This is a genomic window from Nocardioides sp. LML1-1-1.1, assembly GCF_040676175.1.
Classification (GTDB): Bacteria; Actinomycetota; Actinomycetes; order Propionibacteriales; family Nocardioidaceae; genus Nocardioides.
The window spans coordinates 317,238-335,365 of record NZ_JBEGHK010000001.1 but is presented as its reverse complement, the minus strand read 5'-3'; the positions used below and the strand labels follow the sequence as shown (position 1 = coordinate 335,365).

Sequence of the window (18,128 nt, the reverse complement as noted above, 5' to 3'; positions counted from 1 at the left end):
CCACAGTCTGCCGCAGCGGCGTCCGGCACCCGGCGGAACTAGACTTCTGCCCGTGGCCTTCGAACTCCCCGACAACCTGCACCCCGACTGCGGACCCATCGCCTGGATGCTCGGCACGTGGCGCGGCAACGGCCACGGCGACTACCCGACGATCGAGGCGTTCCAGTTCGGCCAGGAGCTGATCTTCACCCACGACGGCCGCCCGTTCTTCCACTACATGGCGCGCTCGTGGATCGTCGACGACGCCAACGAGAAGGTCCGCGACGCCGCCATCGAGACCGGCTTCATCCGCGCCGTGGGCGAGGGGAAGTTCGAGATCCTGCTGACCCACAACACCGGCATCGCCGAGGTCTGGGAGGGCACGGCCGACAACGGCAAGTTCGAGTGGACCACCGACGCCGTCGCCCGCACCGAGACCGCCAAGGAGTACGTCGCCGGCAAGCGCCTCTACGGCAACGTCGAGGGCGACCTGCTCTACGCCTTCGACATGGCCGCGATGGGCCAGGCCCTGCAGCCGCACCTCTGGGCGAGGCTCAAGCGTGCCTGATCACCGCCCCGGGGAATCCCGAGGAACGAGGGAGACCCCGGACCAGGCGGGGAGGTCGAGGAGCGCCGCGGGCGAGGAACGAGGCCGCGAGGCGCGTCTCGAGACCAAGGACTGGCGGGTGGCCCTGCGCGACAAGGGCTACCGGCTCACGCCGCAGCGCGAGCTGATCCTCGCTGCCGTGGACGAGCTCGGCCACGCCACCCCGGACGAGGTGCTGGCGAAGGTCCAGGAGACCGCGAGCACGGTCAACGCCTCGACCGTCTACCGCACCCTGGAGGTGCTGGAGGAGCTCGGCCTGGTGCGCCACGCGCACCTCTCGGACCGCGCGCCGACGTACCACTCGGTGCGCGGGCACGAGCACTTCCACCTCGTCTGCCGCGGCTGCCACGCGGTGACCTCGGTGGACGCCGCCGAGGCCGGACCGTTCGTCGAGGTGCTGCGCGCGAAGGGCTTCGCGCCCGACCTGGGCCACCTGACCGTCTTCGGTCGCTGCGCCGACTGCGAAGGAGAATCCCGATGACCACCGTGCTCACCTACGGCACCTTCGACCTGTTCCACATCGGGCACCTGCGGCTGATCGAGCGGCTCGCCGCGATGGGTGACCGGCTCGTCGTGGGCGTCTCCACCGACGAGTTCAACGCCGGCAAGGGCAAGCGCTCCGTGGTGTCCTACGACGACCGGGCGGCCATCGTGCAGTCCATCAAGGGCGTCGACCTGGTGCTCCCGGAGCGGAGCTGGGAGCAGAAACGCGCCGACATCGTCGAGCACGGCGTGGACGTCTTCGTGATGGGCGACGACTGGGCCGGGAAGTTCGACGAGCTCTCCGACGTTTGCGAGGTGCGGTACCTGCCTCGCACCTCGGGGGTCTCGAGCACGGAGATCAAGGAGATGCTCCGGACCCTGGATCCCGTCCACATCGAGGAGATGCAGACCGCGCTCGGCACCCTGACCCGCCTCCTCGAGCACTACCGGGACCTCACATGACCTCACCTCTTCTCGAACTCCCCGGCGCCGTCGCCGGCGACGGCACCGACGCCGGCGTGGCGGCCCACTACGGCAGCCTCTTCGGCGAGCAGAAGGCGCTGGAGGCCGGCGAGGGCTTCGTCGACCTCTCCCACCGCGACGTGCTCCGCGTCGCCGGCCCGGACCGGCTGAGCTGGCTGCACTCGCTGACCACGCAGTACTTCGAGGGGCTGGCCCCCGGGCAGTGGGTCTCCGCGCTCGTGCTGTCCCCGCAGGGCCACGTCGAGCACGCCTTCACCGGTGTCGACGACGGCGAGGCCTTCACCGCGCACACCGAGCCCGGCGCCGCGGCGGCGCTGATCGCCTTCCTCGAGCGGATGAAGTTCATGACCCGCGTCGAGGTCGGTGAGGTGACCCCGGAGGTCGCGGTCGCGTGGCGGCCCGGACGCTACGACCTCGTGCCCCGCGACCAGCTGACCGCGTACGCCGAGGCGGCCGGCCCCGCCGCCGGGCTGTGGGCCTTCGAGGCGCTGCGGATCGCCCGCGGCGAGCCGCGCTTCGGCGTCGACACCGACGAGCGGACCATCCCCAACGAGGTCGGCTGGATCGCCGACCAGCCGTGGGGGGCGGTGCACCTCGACAAGGGCTGCTACCGCGGCCAGGAGACCGTCGCTCGCGTGCACAACCTCGGCAAGCCCCCGCGGCGGCTGACCCTGCTGCACCTCGACGGCTCCGAGAACCGCCTGCCGGCGGCGGGCTCGGCTGTCGTGCCGGCGGCGGGTGGGCGCGATGCCGGCTTCGTCGGCTCCTCGGCCCGCCACCACGAGCTCGGCCCGATCGCGCTGGCGCTGGTCAAGCGCAACACCGACGTCGCCGCGCCGCTCGTCGTGGACGGGCTGCCCGCCGCGCAGGAGGTCGTCGTCGACCCCGAGGTCGGGCTGCACTTCCGCCCGCGGCGCTGAGACGCGCGAACGCCCGCCCCGGACCGGGGGCGGGCGTTCGTCGTACCGGCCTCAGCCGTTGATCATGCCGGCGCCGACGGTCACGCCGGTCGCCTCGTCGATCAGGATGAACGAGCCGGTGGTGCGGTTCTTGGAGTACGGGTCGGCCAGCAGCGGCACGGTCGTGCGCAGGGTGACCCGGCCGATCTCGTTGACGCCGAGCTCCTTGGTCTCCTGGTCGCGGTGCAGGGTGTTGACGTCCAGGCGGTACTGGATGTCCTTCACCAGCGCCCGGCCGGTCCGCGTGGTGTGCTTGATGGCCAGCTTCTGCCGCGGCTGCAGCGGGGCATTGGTCATCCAGCAGACCATCGCGTCGATGTCCTGGCTCGGAGTGGGGGCGTTCTTGACCCGGGCGATCATGTCGCCGCGGGAGACGTCCACGTCGTCCTCGAGGTGCACCGTCACGCTCATCGGCGGGAACGCCTCGGTGATCTCCTTGTCGAACAGGTCGATCTTGGCGATCTTCGACGTCATCCCCGACGGCAGCACGACGACCTCGTCGCCCGGCTTGAGGACGCCGCCCGCCACCTGGCCGGCGTAGCCCCGGTAGTCGTGGAACTCGTCGGACTTGGGGCGCACGACGTACTGGACGGGGAAGCGGGCGTCGATCAGGTCGCGGTCGGAGGCGACGTGGACGTGCTCGAGGTGGTGCATGAGGGTGGGGCCGGAGTACCACGTCATGTTCTCGGAGCGGGTCACCACGTTGTCGCCCTGCAGCGCCGAGATCGGGATGACCTCGAGGTCGGGGATGTTGAGCTTGGTCGCGAACGACGTGAACTCGGCGTGGATCTTGTCGTAGGTGGCCTGGTCGTAGTCGACGAGGTCCATCTTGTTGACCGCGAGCACCAGGTGCGGCACCCGGAGCAGGGACAGGATCACCGCGTGCCGGCGGGACTGCTCGGTGAGGCCCTGGCGGGCGTCGACGAGCACCAGGCCGAGGTCGGCGGTGGAGGCACCGGTGACCATGTTCCGGGTGTACTGCACGTGCCCGGGGGTGTCGGCGATGATGAACTTGCGGTTGGGCGTCGCGAAGTAGCGGTAGGCCACGTCGATGGTGATGCCCTGCTCGCGCTCGGAGCGCAGCCCGTCGGTCAGCAGCGCGAGGTCGGTGTAGTCGTAGCCCTTCGACTGCGAGGTCGCCTCGACGGCCTCGAGCTGGTCCTCGAAGATCGACTTCGAGTCGAGCAGCAGGCGCCCGATCAGGGTGGACTTGCCGTCGTCGACGGAGCCGGCGGTGGCGAAGCGGAGCAGATCCATGGTGGTCCCGGCCATCAGAAGTAGCCCTCCTTCTTGCGGTCCTCCATGGCAGCCTCGGAGAACCGGTCGTCACCGCGGGTGGCACCCCGCTCGGTCTTGCGGGCGATCGAGACCTCGTCGATGATCTCCTCGATCGTGGACGCGGTGCTCTCGACGCACCCGGTGAGCGTGATGTCGCCGCAGGTGCGGAACCGGACGGTCCGCTCCTCGACGACCTCACCCTCGCGCAGCGGGTTGAGCGGGGTCTCGCTCATCAGCATGCCGTCGCGCTCGAAGACGCGACGCTGGTGGCTGAAGTAGATGTTCGGGATCTCGATGCCCTCGCGGCCGATGTAGTCCCAGACGTCCAGCTCGGTCCAGTTCGAGATCGGGAAGATCCGCATGTGCTCGCCCTCGTGCAGGCGGCCGTTGTAGAGGCTCCACAGCTCGGGACGCTGGTTCTTCGGGTCCCACTGGCCGAACTCGTCGCGGTGGGAGTAGACGCGCTCCTTGGCGCGGGCCTTCTCCTCGTCGCGCCGGCCGCCGCCGAAGGCCGCGGTGAAGCCGTTCTCCTCGATCGCGTTGAGCAGGGTCGGGATCTGCAGCCGGTTGCGGCTGATCTTCGCCGCGTCCGGGATGATGCCGTCGCGGATCGCGTCGTCGATGCTCGCCACCACGAGGTTGACGCCGAGCCGGCTGACCCAGCGGTCGCGGGTCTCCATCACCTCGGGGAAGTCCAGCCCGGTGTCGACCTGGAGGATCGAGAACGGGATCTTCGCCGGGTAGAAGGCCTTCTCGGCCAGCCGGAGCATGACGATCGAGTCCTTGCCGCCCGAGAACATCAGCACGGGCTTCTCGAACTCGGCGGCCACCTCCCGGAAGATGTGGATCGACTCGGCTTCCAGCTGGTCCAGCTGGCTCAGCCGGTAGTCGCTGTGGGTCTGGGACATGGGCTGCATCGTGCCATGCGCGGCCTTGCACCGAGACATCGCGAAGGGCTCGTTAGACAAATCGACGAGTTTTCCACCGCAGCCACCTAGGGTCGGTCCCGTGGCCGCCGACTTCGTCGCCCGTCTGGGCTCCCGGGGCACCGTCCCCGGCGAGGTGCGCAGCCCCTGGGACGTCGACCGGTACGTCGCCGCGACGGCCCGTGAGGTGACCGAGGACGAGCTGCGGCGGATCGCCCGTGCGGCGCGGTCGGTGCGTCGTACCGACCCCGACCGGCTGCGGGCGGTGCTCACCGCGCTCGCGAGCCCGCCGCTCGGCGAGCTCAACCACGCCCGCCTGGGCGCCGCGACCGGCATCCCACCGACGACCGTCGGGCCCTACGTCGACGTGCTCGTCGAGACCGGGGTCGTCCGCCTGCTGCCCGGCGCCCGCTCGGTGGCGGCCAAGCGGGCGATCGGCCGCCCGCAGGTGGTCTTCACCGACGTCGCCCTGGCCCGGCACCTGGCCGGCCACCGGCCCGCGGACCTGGCCGCCTTCTCCGGCCGGCGCCGGCTCGCGCCGCTGCTGCGCACGATGGTCGCCGGCGAGCTGCTGCGCCAGCAGGCGACCAGCGTCGTGGAGCACCGGGTGGCCTACCTCCGCGAGCGCAACGGCCTCGCCGTCGGCCTGGTCGTCGAGCTGCCCGACGACACCCTCTACGGCCTGGAGGTGATCACCGCGGCGAGCCTGCGCCCGCACCAGTTCGACCGCCTGCGCGCGCTCGCCCGGCGGGCCGGGCCGCGCTTCCGCGGCGGCGTGGTGCTCACGACCGGGGGCGCGGGGCACCCCTACGGACCGCGGCTGTGGGGCCTGCCGATCGCGACCGTCTGGGGCGGTTGAGCACCGCCCGGGTGCGGGGCGACCCGCCGCCCACCCGCCACCTGGACGTCATGTCGGCGTCCGGGCCCGTTCAGCCGGCCGTCCCAGCCTCGAAGCATGAAGATCACCGTCGTCGGGGCCGGGTACGTCGGCCTGTCGAACGCCGTGCTCCTGGCCCGCTACAACGACGTCACCGTGCTCGACGTCAGCGCCGCGCGGGTGGCGGACGTCAACGCGGGCCGCTCGCCCGTCGTGGACGCCGAGCTCGAGGAGCACCTGGCCGCGGGAGGCCTCGCGTTGCAGGCCACCCGCGACCGCAAGGAGGCCTACGCCGACGCGAGCTTCGTCGTCGTCGCCACGCCCACGAACTACGACCCCGAGACGAACTGCTTCGACACCTCCACCGTCGAGAAGGTCACTGCCGAGGCGCTCGCTGCCAACCCGGGCGCCACCGTGGTGATCAAGTCGACCGTGCCGGTGGGCTACACCAACACCCTGCGCGCGGCGCACCCCGGCGCCTCGATCCTGTTCAGCCCGGAGTTCCTGCGCGAGGGCCGGGCGCTGCACGACAACCTGCACCCCTCACGGATCGTGATCGGCTCCGACACCGAGCCGGGCCGGCTGTTCGCGAAGCTGCTGACCCAGGCGGCGCTCGACGACGACGTACCGGTGCTGTTCACCGGGTCGACCGAGGCCGAGGCGATCAAGCTCTTCGCCAACACCTACCTCGCGCTGCGGGTGGCGTACTTCAACGAGCTCGACACCTACGCCGCCACCCACGGTCTGGAGACGCGGCAGATCATCGAGGGCGTCGGCCTGGACCCGCGGATCGGCGGGCACTACAACAACCCGTCCTTCGGCTACGGCGGCTACTGCCTGCCGAAGGACACCAAGCAGCTCCAGGCGAACTACCAGCGGGTGCCGCAGAACCTGATCAGCGCGATCGTGGAGGCCAACACCACGCGCAAGGAGTTCATCGCCGACGACATCCTGCGCCGCGAGCCCAAGGTGGTCGGGATCTACCGGCTGACCATGAAGGCCGGCTCGGACAACTTCCGCGAGTCGGCCGTGCAGGGCGTGATGAAGCGGATCAAGGCGCGCGGCGTGAAGGTCGTCGTCTTCGAGCCCGAGCTGGAGCAGAAGCGCTTCTTCGGCTCGAAGGTCATGAAGGACCTCGACGAGTTCAAGGCCAAGGCCGACGTGATCATCGCCAACCGGCGCACCGACGTCCTCGACGACGTGGCCCGGAAGGTCTACACCCGCGACATCTACGGGCGGGACTAAAGTCGCGGATCTTCCAGACGAATTGCGGGTGGGGCGAGCCCGGTGACCGGCCTACCGTGGAGGCATGGAAGCACTGCTGGGGCTGGGAGCCCTCTGGGTCGCCGCCGCCTCGGCGGTGACCTTCGGCCTGGCACGCACCGCCTCGCGCGACGCGTCGTTCCGCCTCGGCCACTGAGCCGCTGAGCCACTGAGCCGCGGAAGCCTCAGCGTTCGGGGGCGGTCCGCCGTTCCATCCGCTCCATCTCGCTGACCGTCGGCGCGCCGAACATCGGCAGGCCGTGCTGCCGGCGCAGCAGGCCCCACACGAGCGGGACGAGCAGCACCATCGCGACGCCGATCGCGGCGACCAGCACCGCCTCCAGCGTCTCGTGGCCCTCGCCGAACGGGTGCAGGCCGGCCTTGAAGAGCAGCGCCGTCCCGGACATCGTCAGCACGATCACGATGCCGCGCCGGATCACCGACTGCGGCACCCGCGGGGCGATCCGCGAGCCGAGCAGGGTGCCCGGCACCGAGCCGATCACCAGCGGCACCAGCAGGTCCCACTCCAGGCCGTGGATGGCGATGTTGGCGAGCGCGGCGCTGAGCACCAGCGGCACCGCCTGGACCAGGTCCGTGCCCACCAGCCGTACGGCGGACAGGCCCGGGTAGAGCATGAGCAGGGCGATCATGATCACCGACCCCGAGCCGACGCTGGTGATGCCCACGAGCAGGCCGCCGAGCATGCCGACGGCGAGCGTCGGCAGCGGGCGGATGCGCGGGTCGTCGTCGGGGGCGACGCCGCCGCGTCGTACCCGGCGGAGGTTGATGTAGAGCCGCAGCGCGTAGGTCGAGGCGGCGAACAGCAGCGCGATGCCGATGCAGAGCTTGAGGGTCTTCTCCAGGTCGGCCGGGTCGTCGGTGAGCGCGTTGACCAGCCAGGGGCCGAGGAAGGCCATCGGCACCGAGCCCGCGACCAGCCAGGCCGCCAGGCGCAGGTTGGGCGAGCCCTCTCGCGCGTGCGTGATCGCCCCGCCGGTCTTGTAGATCGCGGCGGCGGTGAGGTCGGCGGTGACGATCGCGGAGGTGTGCCCGACGCCGAGGAAGATCAGCGCGGGCGTCATCAGCGCGCCGCCGCCCATGCCGGTGAGGCCGACGACGATGCCGACGAGGAAGCCCGCGGCGGCGATGGAGAGCGCGGTGAGGGTGAACCACTCGGTCATGCGGAGCCTGTCTCGGAAGGGCTCAGTCGCGGCAGGACCGCGTGGAGCAGGGCGTCGATCTGGTCGGCCGAGGCCTCCGCGGCCGAGCGGCCACGGCGATAGGGGTCGCGCACGTCGTGCGCGTCGACCGCGCCGGCCCGCCGGTGCCCGACGGCGTTGACCAGCGCGGCACCGGTCAGGCTCGCGTCGACCCGCTCGACGGACTCGGCGAACTGGCCGAGGGTGAAGGCCTTGCGGAACGCGCTCGGCACCTCCTCCAGCACGAACGCGCGGTGCGAGGCCTCCGCCGTCAGCACCAGGTCGGCCTCCAGGATCAGCTCGCGGGTCAGCCGCCGGCTGGCGAACTCCTCGACCAGGGCGTCCGGCACCCCGCGGTCGGCGAGCACCGCGGCCATCGTCGGGTCCACCTGGTGCGCCCGGAAGCCGTGCGTGCCCGCGCTGGTGAGCTCGATGTCGGCGCGAGCGCCGAGCAGCTCCTTGGCCCGCAGCTCCATGTACGGCGAGCGGCAGATGTTGGCCGTGCAGACGAAGAGCACGCGCAGTGGCCCCGCGCCGGCCGGGCGAGGCCGGTTGGCCTCGCGGCGCGCGGCGGAGCGGCGTGCGGTCGCGGCCACCGCGGCGGGCGGCGGGCTGCCGGGGTCGGTGGTGCGCAGGTACATCAGGCCGGACTCGGCCAGGCCCGCGACCACGTCGTCGAGCGCGTCCTCGATGGACCGCCCGGTGGTGTCGACCCGGACGTCGGCGTCCTCGGGCTCCTCGTAGGGCGAGGAGATGCCGGTGAACTCGGGGATCTCGCCGCGGCGGGCCTTGGCGTAGAGGCCCTTGCGGTCGCGCCGCTCGCACTCCTCCAGCGGGGTGGCGACGTGGACCAGGAAGAACCGGCCGCCGGCCTGCTCGACCATCGCCCGCACCTGCTGGCGGGTCTCGTCGAAGGGCGCGATCGGGCTGCAGATCGCGACCCCGCCGTGGCGCGCGATCTCGGCCGCGACCCAGCCGATCCGGCGGATGTTGGTCTCCCGGTCCTCACGCGAGAACGTGAGGCCGGCGGAGAGGTTGCGGCGCACGACGTCGCCGTCGAGGCTGGTGATGGTGCGCGCGCCCTGCTCGAGGATGCGGTCCATCAGGGCGCGGGCGAGGGTGGACTTGCCGCTGCCGGACAGGCCGGTGAAGAAGAGCACCAGGCCCTGGTCGACCGGGGCGGGGCGCTCGCGGGCCTCGATGTCGGCGAGCTCGGGCGGGGTCGCCCCGCCCGGTGCCAGCTCGACGAGGTCGTCCGCGCCGGCGTACCAGGCCAGGACGGACTGGCGCAGCGCCGTGTCCGCGGCGTCCGCCTCCGGGCCGTGGTCGGTCAGCGGGATCGCCACCACCTCGGCACCGATCATCGAGGCGACCTTGGTGGTGGCACGCAGCAGCCCGACGGGGCTCACCGCCGGGGTGCCGGCGCCGACCAGCGCGGCGAGCAGGACCGGGCCGAGCCCGCGCAGCTGCTCGAGCTGGGTGTCGGTGACCAGGTCGGTGACCGGGACGACGGTGCGGCCGGCGTACCGCTCCCGGGCGACGTCGGGCGGGACGTGCAGCGAGCGGAACGCGCCGAACTGGGCGTGCGTCAGCGGGGTGACGCTGAGCCCGCGCAGGGTGCGCCCGATCCGGGCGAGCGGCAGGCCCTCGGGATCGACCAGCTCGACCTCGGCGCCCTCGTCGAGGTGGTTCTCCAGCGCCTCGGGCAGGTCCAGGGTGATCGGGCTGCCGGGCTCGTTGAACCCGACGATCGGGCCGGCGGCCCCGGACGTCAGCAGCTCCAGGTCGTCGAGCTCCCGGGGCGTGGGGCAGTGCTGCGGCACGGAGGGACTCGACACGGACGTGATCGTACCGAGTCGAGTGAGTTGATCCCATTTGAACATTGAAAGGTGGAACCTGGCACCGCGTACCGGCCACCCGTCGTGCCGGTCATGTGAACGACTTCACTAGCCCAGCGCTTGCAACGTGCTAACTATTGCTAGCACCATGGACCCATGGCTAAGGGAAAGGTCGGGAAGACCGTCGGGTCGCTCGGTGACTACCTCAAGGAGCAGCGCACGTCCGCCAGTCTCTCCTTGCGGCAGCTCGCCGACCAGGCGGGCGTCTCGAACCCGTATCTCAGCCAGATCGAGCGCGGGCTCCGCAAGCCGTCGGCCGAGGTCCTCCAGCAGATCGCCAAGGCGCTGCGGATCTCCGCGGAGCAGCTCTACATCCGGGCCGGGATCCTCAGCCCGGACGACGGCGTGGGGGGATCGGTGGAGCTCGCCATCCTCGGCGACACCCATCTCACCGAGCGGCAGAAGCAGTCGCTCCTCGACGTCTACGCATCGTTCCTCGCACTCAACGCGGCCGACGCGGCCGAGGACGACGCCTCGATCCCGACCGAGATTCCCGACAGCGTCCAGCGTGTCACCAACGAAGGGTAAAGAAATGCCGAAGCTCGACCTCCCCAAGTTCGAGATCCCCTCGATCGACCTCAAGGCGATCGACCTGCCGGACCTCCCCCCGGCCGCCGCCAAGCCGATCTACGCCGGTGTCGGTGCGACCGACCTCGCCGTGGAGAAGGTCCGCGCCTACGTCGCCGACGTGCAGACCAAGGTCACCGCCCGCGTCGTCGAGGTCCAGAAGGACGTCACCACCCGCGTCGCCGACGTGCAGACCAGCGTCAAGGGCTTCTCCCTGCCCCAGCCGAAGTCGCTGCAGGGCAAGGCCACCACCGCCTTCGCCGACCTGCAGGCCGACGCCAAGGCCCTGCCGGCCAAGGTGCAGACCAGCGTCAAGGGTGCCTACGACGAGAACGTCGCCACCGCCACCGCGCTCTACGCCGACCTCGCCAAGCGCGGCGAGGGCGTCGTGGTGAAGCTGCGCACCGGTGAGACCCCGGCCCCCGCCAAGAAGGCGCCGGCCAAGAAGGCCCCGGCCGCCAAGAAGGCTCCCGCGAAGAAGGCGCCGGCCAAGAAGGCTCCCGCCAAGAAGGCCACCGCGAAGAAGGCGCCGGCCAAGAAGGCCACCGCCAGCTGAGCGCACCCGCTCGTCGTACCGCGACCCCGAGGCCACCGGCCCCGGGGTCGCGGTCATTTGCGTCACCGGGGACTGGCTAGGATCCATGCCCATGGGTGGAGGATGGGTGTTGCCGGCGAGCGACATCGAGGCGTACGTCAACCTCGGCATCGCCTTCGCCCTGCTCGTCGTCAAGATCTTCGCGCTGGTCAGCGCGCTGCTCTACTCCGCGGAGTCCTACGACGCCGCGGACAAGCTCAACAAGGTGACCTGGTGCGCCCTGCTCGGCATCGGCGTCCTGCTGCAGGTGCTGCCGATCCCGATCGGGATCGTCAACCTGGTGCTCACCGTCGCGGCGTTCGTCTACCTCGTCGACGTACGACCCGCGCTCGCGGGGCTGCGCCGCCGCCGCTGAGGAGACGCTGACTCCCGGCCGGCAGCGCGGCGGGAGGGGCGTCGCCGCAGCTTGCTGCCCTCACCACGCCCCGAAGACCCGCTCGGCCCCTTCAGCTCAGAGCAGGTCGAAGAGCTGGCCGCGGGCGTCGGGGGCGGGCACGAACGCCTGGGCGACCTCACCGGTGCCGGCGACCCGCAGCTCGCCGTCGCTGTCGTCGGCGTAGGCCACCTCGCCCCGGCCCAGGCGGAGCACCTCGTCGCGGTGGTTGACCAGCGCGACCTCGCCGCCGGTGCAGACCAGCAGCCGCGGTCCGTGCGCGGGCAGCACCACGCCGGCCGGGTCGGCCGGCGAGCTCTGGGTGACCGAGAGCGCGAAGTCCCCGCACGGGCTGAACACGTCGGTGGAGTAGTTGAAGACCATCGGCTCGACCCGCGCCGCGCGCGAGGTGCCCTCCTCCAGGCAGCGGACCAGGCCGGGGGCGTCGATGTGCTTGGTGGTCAGCCCGGCACGCAGCACGTTGTCGGAGGAGACCATCACCTCCAGGCACAGCCCACGCAGGTGGGCGTGGATGATCCCGGTGGCGAGGTACGCCGCCTCGCCGGGCTGCAGCGTGAGCCGGTTCAGCAGCAGCGAGACGATCACGCCCACGTCGCCGGGGCAGGCGTCGGCGAGCTCGACCGCGGTCTCGAAGGCGCGCTTGACGTCGCGTCCACCGTCGAGCGCCTTCTGGCAGGCGGCGGCGACCTCGGTGACCGTGGCGGGCGGCGGGGGCGACTCCAGCAGGCCCTCGATCAACCGGACGATGCCGGCGAAGCCGGGGCGCTCGACGAGGCTGGCCATCAGGCTCTCGGCGAGCGGGTGCTCGATGGCGTGCAGGACCCGCATCACCTCCGACGTACGACGCAGACCGACCAGGGTGTCGAAGCTGGTCAGCGCGTAGACCATCTCGGGCTTGGGGAAGGGGTCCTTGAAGACCCGGTGCGGTGCCCCGAGCGGGACGCCCGCGGCCTCCTCGTCGGCGTAGCCGGCGGCGGCGCGGGAGGCGTCCGGGTGCACCTGGATGGACAGCGGGCGGTCGGCGGCGAGCACCTTGAGCATGAAGCCCAGCTCGCCGGCCACCTCGGTCAGCGCGCGGCCTTGCCCGGTGCCGTCCGCGACCCGTGCGGTGCCGAGCGGGTGCGTGCCGACCCAGACCTCGGCGACCGGCCGGCCGTCCGCCTCGGTGCGCTGGAAGGTCGGGATCGCGTGCGTGGAGCCCCAGTCGTACGACTGGGTGGGGCAGGTCAGCGCAAGCACGACGTCAGCCTAGATGGGCGAGGTAGTCCGTGAGGGCCTGATCGGCATCAGTGCTCTCGAACCCGGTGGCGGCGAGCTTGTCGAGGCACAGCGTGCTGTGCAGCGGCCGCGGGGAGAGCTGCTTGCCGGCGGCGTACTCCTCGGTCGTGGTCGTGCTGACCCGCGCCGGGTCGTGGCCGGTGAGCTCGAAGACCCGGCGGGCGTAGTCGGCCCACGAGCGCGGGGTGCCGCCGTTGGTGACGTGGTAGGTGCCGTACGGCGCGGCGGTGTCCACCAGGTGCCGGGTGGCCCGGGCCAGCTCCGTGGCGAAGGTGAGCCGGCCGACCTGGTCGTCCACGACGGCCGGGTCGACGCCGTCGGCGGCGAGCCTGGCCATGGTCCGCACGAAGTTGTGGCCCTCGCCGATCACCCACGAGGTGCGCAGGACGTAGTGCTTCGGCGCGGTGGCGACGGCGAGGTCGCCGGCGGCCTTGGTCTGGCCGTAGACGCCCAGCGGCGCGAACGGCTCGTCCTCGCGGTGCCCGCCCTCGACCTCGCGGCCGTCGAAGACGTAGTCGGTGGAGTAGTGCACCAGCGGGATCCCGCGCCGGGCCGCGATCGCCGCGAGCGCGGCCGGCGCGGCGGCGTTGGCCGCCCACGCCGTGGCGCGGCCCTCGGGCGTCTCGGCCGCGTCGACGGCGGTGTAGGCCGCGGCGTTCAGGATCAGGTCGTGGTCCTGCCACGGCCAGGCCGCCAGCGCGTCCGGGTCGGTGAGGTCGAGCTCGTCGAGGTCGACGAGCGTCGCGTCGGGGTGGAGTGCGGCGAGGGCGCGGCCGAGCTGGCCCTTCGCGCCGGTGATCAACGGGCGGCGCGGGGCCATCGGGGTGACCTCGGCGAGCCGCGGGTTGGCCCGGTCCTTGTCGGACACGTCGGCGTCGGCCAGCGGGATCGGCCAGGGGATCGCGGCGCTCTCGTCGGCCAGGTGCAGCGCCGGGTAGACCGTGCCGGGCACGTAGTGGTCGTTGACGAGGTAGGAGAACACCGTCCCGTCCTCGAGCGCCTGGTAGGAGTTGCCCACCCCGCGCGGGACGAAGACGGTGACGCCCTCGTCCATCTCCAGCCAGTACGTCGCCCCGAAGCTCTCGCCCTCGCGCAGGTCCACCCACGCGGCGAACACCTTGCCGGTCGCCACCGAGACGAGCTTGTCCCAGGGCTCGGCGTGGATGCCCCGCGTCGTGCCGCGGCGGACGTTGAGGCTCATGTTGTTCTGCACCGGGCCGAAGTCGGGGAGGCCCTGGCCGACCATCCGCTCGCGCTGCCAGTTCTCCTTGAACCAGCCGCGCGCGTCGCCGTGCACGGCCAGCCGGAGCACGACCAGGCCCGGGACGGGCGTGGTCTCGACGCCCTGCGTCACCGTCACTGGCCCTTCGCGGCGTACGCCGCCTCGGTGGCCGCCTTCGCGGGGCGCCACCACTCCTGGTTGTCCTGGTACCAGCGCACCGTCTGCTCCAGGCCGGCCTCGAAGTCGGCGTACCGGGGCGTCCAGCCGAGCTCGGTGCGCAGCTTGCCGGAGTCGATGGCGTAGCGCAGGTCGTGGCCCGCGCGGTCGGTGACGTGCTCGAAGTCGTCGGCGTCGCGCCCCATCAGGGTCAGGATCAGCCGGACCACCTCGAGGTTCGACTTCTCGCCGTCGGCGCCGACGAGGTAGGTCTCGCCGATCCGGCCGCGCTCCAGGATCGCCAGCACGGCGGAGGAGTGGTCCTCGGTGTGGATCCAGTCGCGGACGTTCTCGCCGGAGCCGTAGAGCTTGGGCCGGCGCCCGTCGATGACCTCGGTGACCTGGCGCGGGATGAACTTCTCCACGTGCTGCCAGGGGCCGTAGTTGTTGGAGCAGTTGGAGATCGTCGCCTGCACGCCGAAGGAGCGCACCCAGGCGCGGACCAGGTGGTCCGAGCCCGCCTTGGACGCGGAGTACGGCGAGGACGGCTGGTAGGGCGTGTCCTCGGTGAACCGCTTCGGGTCGTCCAGCTCCAGGTCGCCGTAGACCTCGTCGGTGGAGACGTGGTGGAAGCGCACGCCCGCCTTGCGGACCGCCTCCAGCAGGGTGAAGGTGCCGATCAGGTTGGTCCGGATGAACGGCGAGGGGTCGTCGAGGGAGTTGTCGTTGTGCGACTCGGCCGCGAAGTGCACGACCGCGTCGTGCTCACCGGCCAGCGGCTCGACCACGGTCGCGTCGGCGACGTCGCCCACGACCAGGCGCACCCGCTCGGCGGGCAGGCCGTCGAGGGACTCCCGCGAGGCGGCGTAGGTGAGCTTGTCCAGGACCGTGACGGAGGCGTCGGTGGACCGGACGAGGTGGTGGACGAAGTTGGAGCCGATGAAGCCGGCGCCGCCCGTGACGAGGATGCGCTGCACGGGGAGGAGTCTATGGAGGACAATGGCGCCGCCGTCCCCGATATCGACAAGGAGCGGGATCACGATGCGCGGGATCATCCTCGCGGGAGGCACCGGAAGCCGGTTGCACCCCATCACGCACGCGATCAGCAAGCAGCTGATGCCGATCTACGACAAGCCGATGATCTACTACCCGCTCTCGACCCTGATGCTGTCCGGGATCCGTGAGGTGCTGGTGATCACCACCCCGCACGAGGCCGACCAGTTCCGGCGGCTGCTCGGCGACGGGGCACAGTTCGGCATCACGATCAGCTACGCCGTGCAGCCCTCGCCCGACGGGCTCGCCCAGGCGTTCCTCATCGGCGAGGAGCACCTCGCCGGCGGCGGTGCCGGCCTGGTGCTCGGCGACAACATCTTCCACGGGCCCGGGATGGGCACCCGCCTGCGGCGCTTCGGCGACCTCGACGGCGCGGCGGTGTTCGGCTACCGCGTGGCCGACCCCACGGCGTACGGCGTGGTGGAGTTCGACGACGAGGGCCGGGCGCTGTCCCTGGAGGAGAAGCCGGAGAAGCCGCGCAGCCACTTCGCCGTGCCGGGGCTCTACTTCTACGGCCCCGACGTCGTCGACAAGGCCAAGGCGCTGCAGCCCTCGGCCCGCGGCGAGCTGGAGATCACCGACCTGAACCGGATGTACCTCGACGAGCAGCGGCTCCAGGTCGAGGTCCTGCCGCGTGGCTCGGCCTGGCTCGACACCGGCACCTTCGACGACCTCAACGACGCCGGCAACTACGTCCGGGCGCTGGAGGCACGCCAGGGCACCAAGGTCGGCGCGCCCGAGGAGGTCGCCTGGCGGCTGGGCTACATCAGCGACGAGCAGCTCGCCACCCGGGCCGAGGGCCTGCTCAAGAGCGGCTACGGCCGCTACCTGCTGGCCCTGCTCGACGAGAAGCACAGCGGCTGAGGACCCTCCGGCTAGGGTCCTCTGCCATGAAGGTCCTCGTCACCGGCGGCGCCGGCTACCTCGGCTCGATCACCGCCAAGGCCCTGGAGCAGGCCGGGCACGTCCCGGTCGTCCTCGACTCGCTGCTCACCGGCCCGCGGGCCTACGCCGGCGACCGGATCTTCTACGAGGGCGACATCGCCGACCGGGCGCTGCTGCGCCGGATCGTGGCCGAGCACCCCGACCTGGACGCGACCATCCACATGGCCGCGCGGATCGTGGTGCCGGAGTCGGTGGAGAAGCCGTACGAGTACTACCGCGACAACGTGGCGAAGTCGCTGGAGATGTTCGACGAGCTCACCGCGCTCGGCAAGACACGGATCATCTTCTCCTCGACCGCCTCGCTCTACGCGCTGAAGCCCGACTTCGAGGTCACCGAGGACGACCCGGTCGAGCCGACCTCGCCGTACGCACGCACGAAGCGGATGATGGAGGAGGTGCTGGAGGACCTGTCGAAGGCCACCGCGCTGCGCGCGATCATCCTGCGCTACTTCAACCCGATCGGCGCGGACCCGGACCTGGAGACCGGCTACCACCTGCGCGACGCCACGCACGTCGTGCCGCTGATGGCGCAGACGGCCCTCGGCTTCCGCGACACCTTCACCCTCACCGGCACCGACCACCCGACCCGCGACGGCACGGGCATCCGCGACTACATCCACGCCTGGGACCTGGCCCGCGCCCACGTGCGCGCGGTCGAGGAGTTCGACGGCGTGCTGGCGAAGGTGGACGCGACGTACACCTACATCAACCTCGGCTCCGGCGACGGCGTCACCGTGCGTGAGCTGCTGGCCGCGGTCGAGCGGGTCGTCGGCAAGCCGGTCCCGGTCACCGAGGCGCCCGCGCGCCCGGGCGACGCGGCCGGCGCCTTCGCCAACGCCGACAAGGCGCGCGAGCTGCTGGGCTGGCGGACCGAGCTCTCCCTGGACGAGGCGATCGCGTCCGCGCTGGCCTGGGGCGAGAAGCGCAAGGACGTCCTGGGCTACGCATGACCGTGCGCCGGGCCGCGTCCCTGCTGCTGGTCGCGGCGCTCGCGGCCGGCTGCTCGGCAGGCGAGCCCGGACCGGCGCGGCCGAGCACGTCGGCGAGCCCGTCGGTGGCGCCGTCCCCGACCGCGGCCGGCCGGCCGCTGGCGGGCAAGGTGGTCGTGCTCGACCCGGGCCACCAGCTCGGCAACCGTCACCACGGCGCGGAGATCGCCGCGCCGGTGGACGCGGGCGGCTTCGAGAAGGAGTGCAACACCACCGGTACGTCGACCGAGGACGGCTTCCCCGAGTCGACCTTCACCTGGCGGGTCGCGGAGCAGGCCCGCCGGTCGCTGGAGGGACTCGGCGCCCGGGTGGTCCTCACCCGCGGCTCGGACTCCGACGAGAAGTGGGGCCCGTGCGTCGACGAGCGCGGCCGGATCGGCAACCCCGGCCGGCCCGGCCCCACCGCGGACCTGCGGATCAGCATCCACGCCGACGGGGTGACCGACGGCGGCGCGAGCGGCTTCCACGTGATCCGCCCCGAGCGGATCGACGGCTGGACCGACGACATCGTGCGGCCCTCGCGCCGGCTGGCCGCCGCGGTGCGCGACGCCCTGGTGGACGCGCGCTTCCGGCCGTCGTCGTACCGGGGCGTGCGGGGGATCGACGTGCGCGGCGACCTCGGGACACTGAACCTGTCCGACGTACCGGCGGTGATGGTGGAGCTGGGCAACATGCGCGACCCCGGCGAGGCGGCCGTGATGGAGAGCGCCGCCGGGCAGCGGCGCTACGCGCGGGCGCTGGTCGCCGGGGCGCGGGCCTTCCTCAGCGCACCAGGTCCGCGGGGTCGATGATCGTCACCGGTGGCAGGTGACGACCGCTGTCCTCCTCCAGCTGCCGTCTGCGGCGCCGGGGCCGGCGGGAGTGCCGCTCGATGTGCGGGCAGCCGCGCGGGCCGTGCTTGAGCAGGCAACGGACCTTGCGTCGCCACCGTCGAAATGCCATGTCGTGAACTCCAGGGGGGAGGGAGCGCCCACCGA

Annotated in this window: 20 protein-coding genes; 12 read left to right on the top strand and 8 right to left on the bottom strand. The window is 71.8% G+C overall.

The genetic code is table 11. From position 1 onward, the window contains the following. Window positions 1-52: 52 nt before the first annotated feature. The 4 genes from MRBLML1_RS01615 to MRBLML1_RS01600 all read left to right on the top strand — a co-directional run bounded on the left by MRBLML1_RS01615 (window position 53) and on the right by MRBLML1_RS01600 (window position 2,472). Complete coding sequence (locus MRBLML1_RS01615; RefSeq protein ID WP_364510430.1) at window positions 53-547, top strand: FABP family protein; 495 nt, start codon at window positions 53-55, stop codon at window positions 545-547. A 118-nt stretch (window positions 548-665) separates the two neighbouring features. Beyond that, on the top strand, window positions 666-1,067 hold the full coding sequence (locus MRBLML1_RS01610) for a Fur family transcriptional regulator (protein ID WP_364510427.1): 402 nt from the start codon (window positions 666-668) through the stop codon (window positions 1,065-1,067). Next, complete coding sequence (locus tag MRBLML1_RS01605) at window positions 1,064-1,531, top strand: adenylyltransferase/cytidyltransferase family protein (protein WP_364510424.1); 468 nt, start codon at window positions 1,064-1,066, stop codon at window positions 1,529-1,531. The genes MRBLML1_RS01610 and MRBLML1_RS01605 overlap by 4 nt, the downstream gene beginning before the upstream one ends. After that, window positions 1,528-2,472, top strand: coding sequence for a YgfZ/GcvT domain-containing protein (locus MRBLML1_RS01600; RefSeq protein WP_364510421.1), 945 nt, complete (start codon window positions 1,528-1,530; stop codon window positions 2,470-2,472). Before MRBLML1_RS01605 ends, MRBLML1_RS01600 begins: the two co-directional genes overlap by 4 nt. A 51-nt stretch (window positions 2,473-2,523) precedes the next feature. Here the strand turns inward: MRBLML1_RS01600 and MRBLML1_RS01595 are convergent, their stop codons facing one another. Together MRBLML1_RS01595 and cysD are read right to left on the bottom strand one after the other, a co-directional pair. Further along, a complete protein-coding gene (locus MRBLML1_RS01595; RefSeq protein WP_364510418.1) occupies window positions 2,524-3,783 on the bottom strand; it encodes a sulfate adenylyltransferase subunit 1 in 1,260 nt (419 codons plus the stop codon). Further along, a complete protein-coding gene (cysD, locus tag MRBLML1_RS01590) occupies window positions 3,783-4,697 on the bottom strand; it encodes a sulfate adenylyltransferase subunit CysD (RefSeq protein ID WP_364510416.1) in 915 nt (304 codons plus the stop codon). Before cysD ends, MRBLML1_RS01595 begins: the two co-directional genes overlap by 1 nt. 100 nt (window positions 4,698-4,797) lie before the next feature. Here cysD and MRBLML1_RS01585 point away from each other — a divergent pair, with 100 nt between their 5' ends. Both MRBLML1_RS01585 and MRBLML1_RS01580 read left to right on the top strand, forming a co-directional pair. Further along, a complete protein-coding gene (locus tag MRBLML1_RS01585) occupies window positions 4,798-5,574 on the top strand; it encodes a DUF4143 domain-containing protein (RefSeq protein ID WP_364510413.1) in 777 nt (258 codons plus the stop codon). A gap of 96 nt (window positions 5,575-5,670) precedes the next feature. Further along, window positions 5,671-6,837 (top strand): nucleotide sugar dehydrogenase, encoded by a 1,167-nt coding sequence (locus MRBLML1_RS01580; protein WP_364510410.1) that lies wholly within the window; start codon window positions 5,671-5,673, stop codon window positions 6,835-6,837. A 203-nt stretch (window positions 6,838-7,040) separates the two neighbouring features. Here MRBLML1_RS01580 and MRBLML1_RS01575 read toward each other — a convergent pair whose 3' ends face one another. Both MRBLML1_RS01575 and cysC read right to left on the bottom strand, forming a co-directional pair. After that, window positions 7,041-8,036 (bottom strand): sulfite exporter TauE/SafE family protein, encoded by a 996-nt coding sequence (locus MRBLML1_RS01575; RefSeq protein WP_364510408.1) that lies wholly within the window; start codon window positions 8,034-8,036, stop codon window positions 7,041-7,043. Continuing rightward, entirely contained in the window at window positions 8,033-9,892 is a 1,860-nt protein-coding gene (gene cysC / locus MRBLML1_RS01570; protein ID WP_364510405.1) for an adenylyl-sulfate kinase, read from the bottom strand. The genes MRBLML1_RS01575 and cysC overlap by 4 nt, the downstream gene beginning before the upstream one ends. 156 nt (window positions 9,893-10,048) lie before the next feature. On the opposite strand from cysC, the gene MRBLML1_RS01565 reads away from it, so the two are divergent. From MRBLML1_RS01565 to MRBLML1_RS01555, 3 genes are all read left to right on the top strand, one after another. Next, complete coding sequence (locus MRBLML1_RS01565; protein WP_364510402.1) at window positions 10,049-10,480, top strand: helix-turn-helix domain-containing protein; 432 nt, start codon at window positions 10,049-10,051, stop codon at window positions 10,478-10,480. Between the two features lie 4 nt (window positions 10,481-10,484). Then, window positions 10,485-11,075, top strand: coding sequence for a hypothetical protein (locus MRBLML1_RS01560; protein WP_364510399.1), 591 nt, complete (start codon window positions 10,485-10,487; stop codon window positions 11,073-11,075). Window positions 11,076-11,166: 91 nt separating this feature from the next. Beyond that, window positions 11,167-11,469, top strand: a complete 303-nt coding sequence (locus MRBLML1_RS01555; RefSeq protein WP_364510397.1) for a DUF2516 family protein — start codon at window positions 11,167-11,169, stop codon at window positions 11,467-11,469. 96 nt (window positions 11,470-11,565) lie between these two features. Here the strand turns inward: MRBLML1_RS01555 and manA are convergent, their stop codons facing one another. The 3 genes from manA to rfbB are packed head-to-tail and all read right to left on the bottom strand — an operon-like array spanning window position 11,566 to window position 15,141. Beyond that, complete coding sequence (manA, locus tag MRBLML1_RS01550) at window positions 11,566-12,747, bottom strand: mannose-6-phosphate isomerase, class I (protein WP_364510394.1); 1,182 nt, start codon at window positions 12,745-12,747, stop codon at window positions 11,566-11,568. Between the two features lie 4 nt (window positions 12,748-12,751). Then, window positions 12,752-14,140, bottom strand: a complete 1,389-nt coding sequence (locus MRBLML1_RS01545; RefSeq protein WP_364510391.1) for a bifunctional dTDP-4-dehydrorhamnose 3,5-epimerase family protein/NAD(P)-dependent oxidoreductase — start codon at window positions 14,138-14,140, stop codon at window positions 12,752-12,754. 2 nt (window positions 14,141-14,142) lie between these two features. Further along, window positions 14,143-15,141, bottom strand: a complete 999-nt coding sequence (rfbB, locus tag MRBLML1_RS01540) for a dTDP-glucose 4,6-dehydratase (protein WP_364510389.1) — start codon at window positions 15,139-15,141, stop codon at window positions 14,143-14,145. Window positions 15,142-15,205: 64 nt separating this feature from the next. Here rfbB and rfbA point away from each other — a divergent pair, with 64 nt between their 5' ends. From rfbA to MRBLML1_RS01525, 3 genes are read left to right on the top strand one after another with little or no spacing between them, the layout of a single operon-like run. After that, window positions 15,206-16,081: a glucose-1-phosphate thymidylyltransferase RfbA gene (gene rfbA, locus MRBLML1_RS01535; RefSeq protein ID WP_364510386.1), complete on the top strand. Its 876-nt coding sequence runs from the start codon at window positions 15,206-15,208 to the stop codon at window positions 16,079-16,081. A gap of 26 nt (window positions 16,082-16,107) precedes the next feature. Then, window positions 16,108-17,112: a UDP-glucose 4-epimerase GalE gene (galE, locus tag MRBLML1_RS01530; RefSeq protein ID WP_364510383.1), complete on the top strand. Its 1,005-nt coding sequence runs from the start codon at window positions 16,108-16,110 to the stop codon at window positions 17,110-17,112. After that, complete coding sequence (locus MRBLML1_RS01525; RefSeq protein ID WP_364510380.1) at window positions 17,109-17,942, top strand: N-acetylmuramoyl-L-alanine amidase family protein; 834 nt, start codon at window positions 17,109-17,111, stop codon at window positions 17,940-17,942. The genes galE and MRBLML1_RS01525 overlap by 4 nt, the downstream gene beginning before the upstream one ends. Here MRBLML1_RS01525 and MRBLML1_RS01520 read toward each other — a convergent pair. Continuing rightward, a complete protein-coding gene (locus MRBLML1_RS01520; RefSeq protein ID WP_364510377.1) occupies window positions 17,914-18,093 on the bottom strand; it encodes a hypothetical protein in 180 nt (59 codons plus the stop codon). The two genes, MRBLML1_RS01525 and MRBLML1_RS01520, sit on opposite strands and share 29 nt — an antisense overlap. Window positions 18,094-18,128: the final 35 nt, after the last annotated feature.

What these genes read in the sequence shown, in the direction of transcription:
- MRBLML1_RS01605 (WP_364510424.1), top strand. Translation starts at nt 1,064, where the DNA reads ATGACCACCGTGCTCACCTACGGCACCTTCGACCTGTTCCACATCGGG.
- MRBLML1_RS01600 (WP_364510421.1), top strand. Translation starts at nt 1,528, where the DNA reads ATGACCTCACCTCTTCTCGAACTCCCCGGCGCCGTCGCCGGCGACGGC.
- MRBLML1_RS01595 (WP_364510418.1), bottom strand. Translation starts at nt 3,783, where the DNA reads ATGGCCGGGACCACCATGGATCTGCTCCGCTTCGCCACCGCCGGCTCC.
- cysD (WP_364510416.1), bottom strand. Translation starts at nt 4,697, where the DNA reads ATGTCCCAGACCCACAGCGACTACCGGCTGAGCCAGCTGGACCAGCTG.
- MRBLML1_RS01580 (WP_364510410.1), top strand. Translation starts at nt 5,671, where the DNA reads ATGAAGATCACCGTCGTCGGGGCCGGGTACGTCGGCCTGTCGAACGCC.
- MRBLML1_RS01575 (WP_364510408.1), bottom strand. Translation starts at nt 8,036, where the DNA reads ATGACCGAGTGGTTCACCCTCACCGCGCTCTCCATCGCCGCCGCGGGC.
- MRBLML1_RS01565 (WP_364510402.1), top strand. Translation starts at nt 10,049, where the DNA reads ATGGCTAAGGGAAAGGTCGGGAAGACCGTCGGGTCGCTCGGTGACTAC.
- MRBLML1_RS01560 (WP_364510399.1), top strand. Translation starts at nt 10,485, where the DNA reads ATGCCGAAGCTCGACCTCCCCAAGTTCGAGATCCCCTCGATCGACCTC.
- MRBLML1_RS01555 (WP_364510397.1), top strand. Translation starts at nt 11,167, where the DNA reads ATGGGTGGAGGATGGGTGTTGCCGGCGAGCGACATCGAGGCGTACGTC.
- rfbA (WP_364510386.1), top strand. Translation starts at nt 15,206, where the DNA reads ATGCGCGGGATCATCCTCGCGGGAGGCACCGGAAGCCGGTTGCACCCC.
- galE (WP_364510383.1), top strand. Translation starts at nt 16,108, where the DNA reads ATGAAGGTCCTCGTCACCGGCGGCGCCGGCTACCTCGGCTCGATCACC.
- MRBLML1_RS01525 (WP_364510380.1), top strand. Translation starts at nt 17,109, where the DNA reads ATGACCGTGCGCCGGGCCGCGTCCCTGCTGCTGGTCGCGGCGCTCGCG.
- MRBLML1_RS01520 (WP_364510377.1), bottom strand. Translation starts at nt 18,093, where the DNA reads ATGGCATTTCGACGGTGGCGACGCAAGGTCCGTTGCCTGCTCAAGCAC.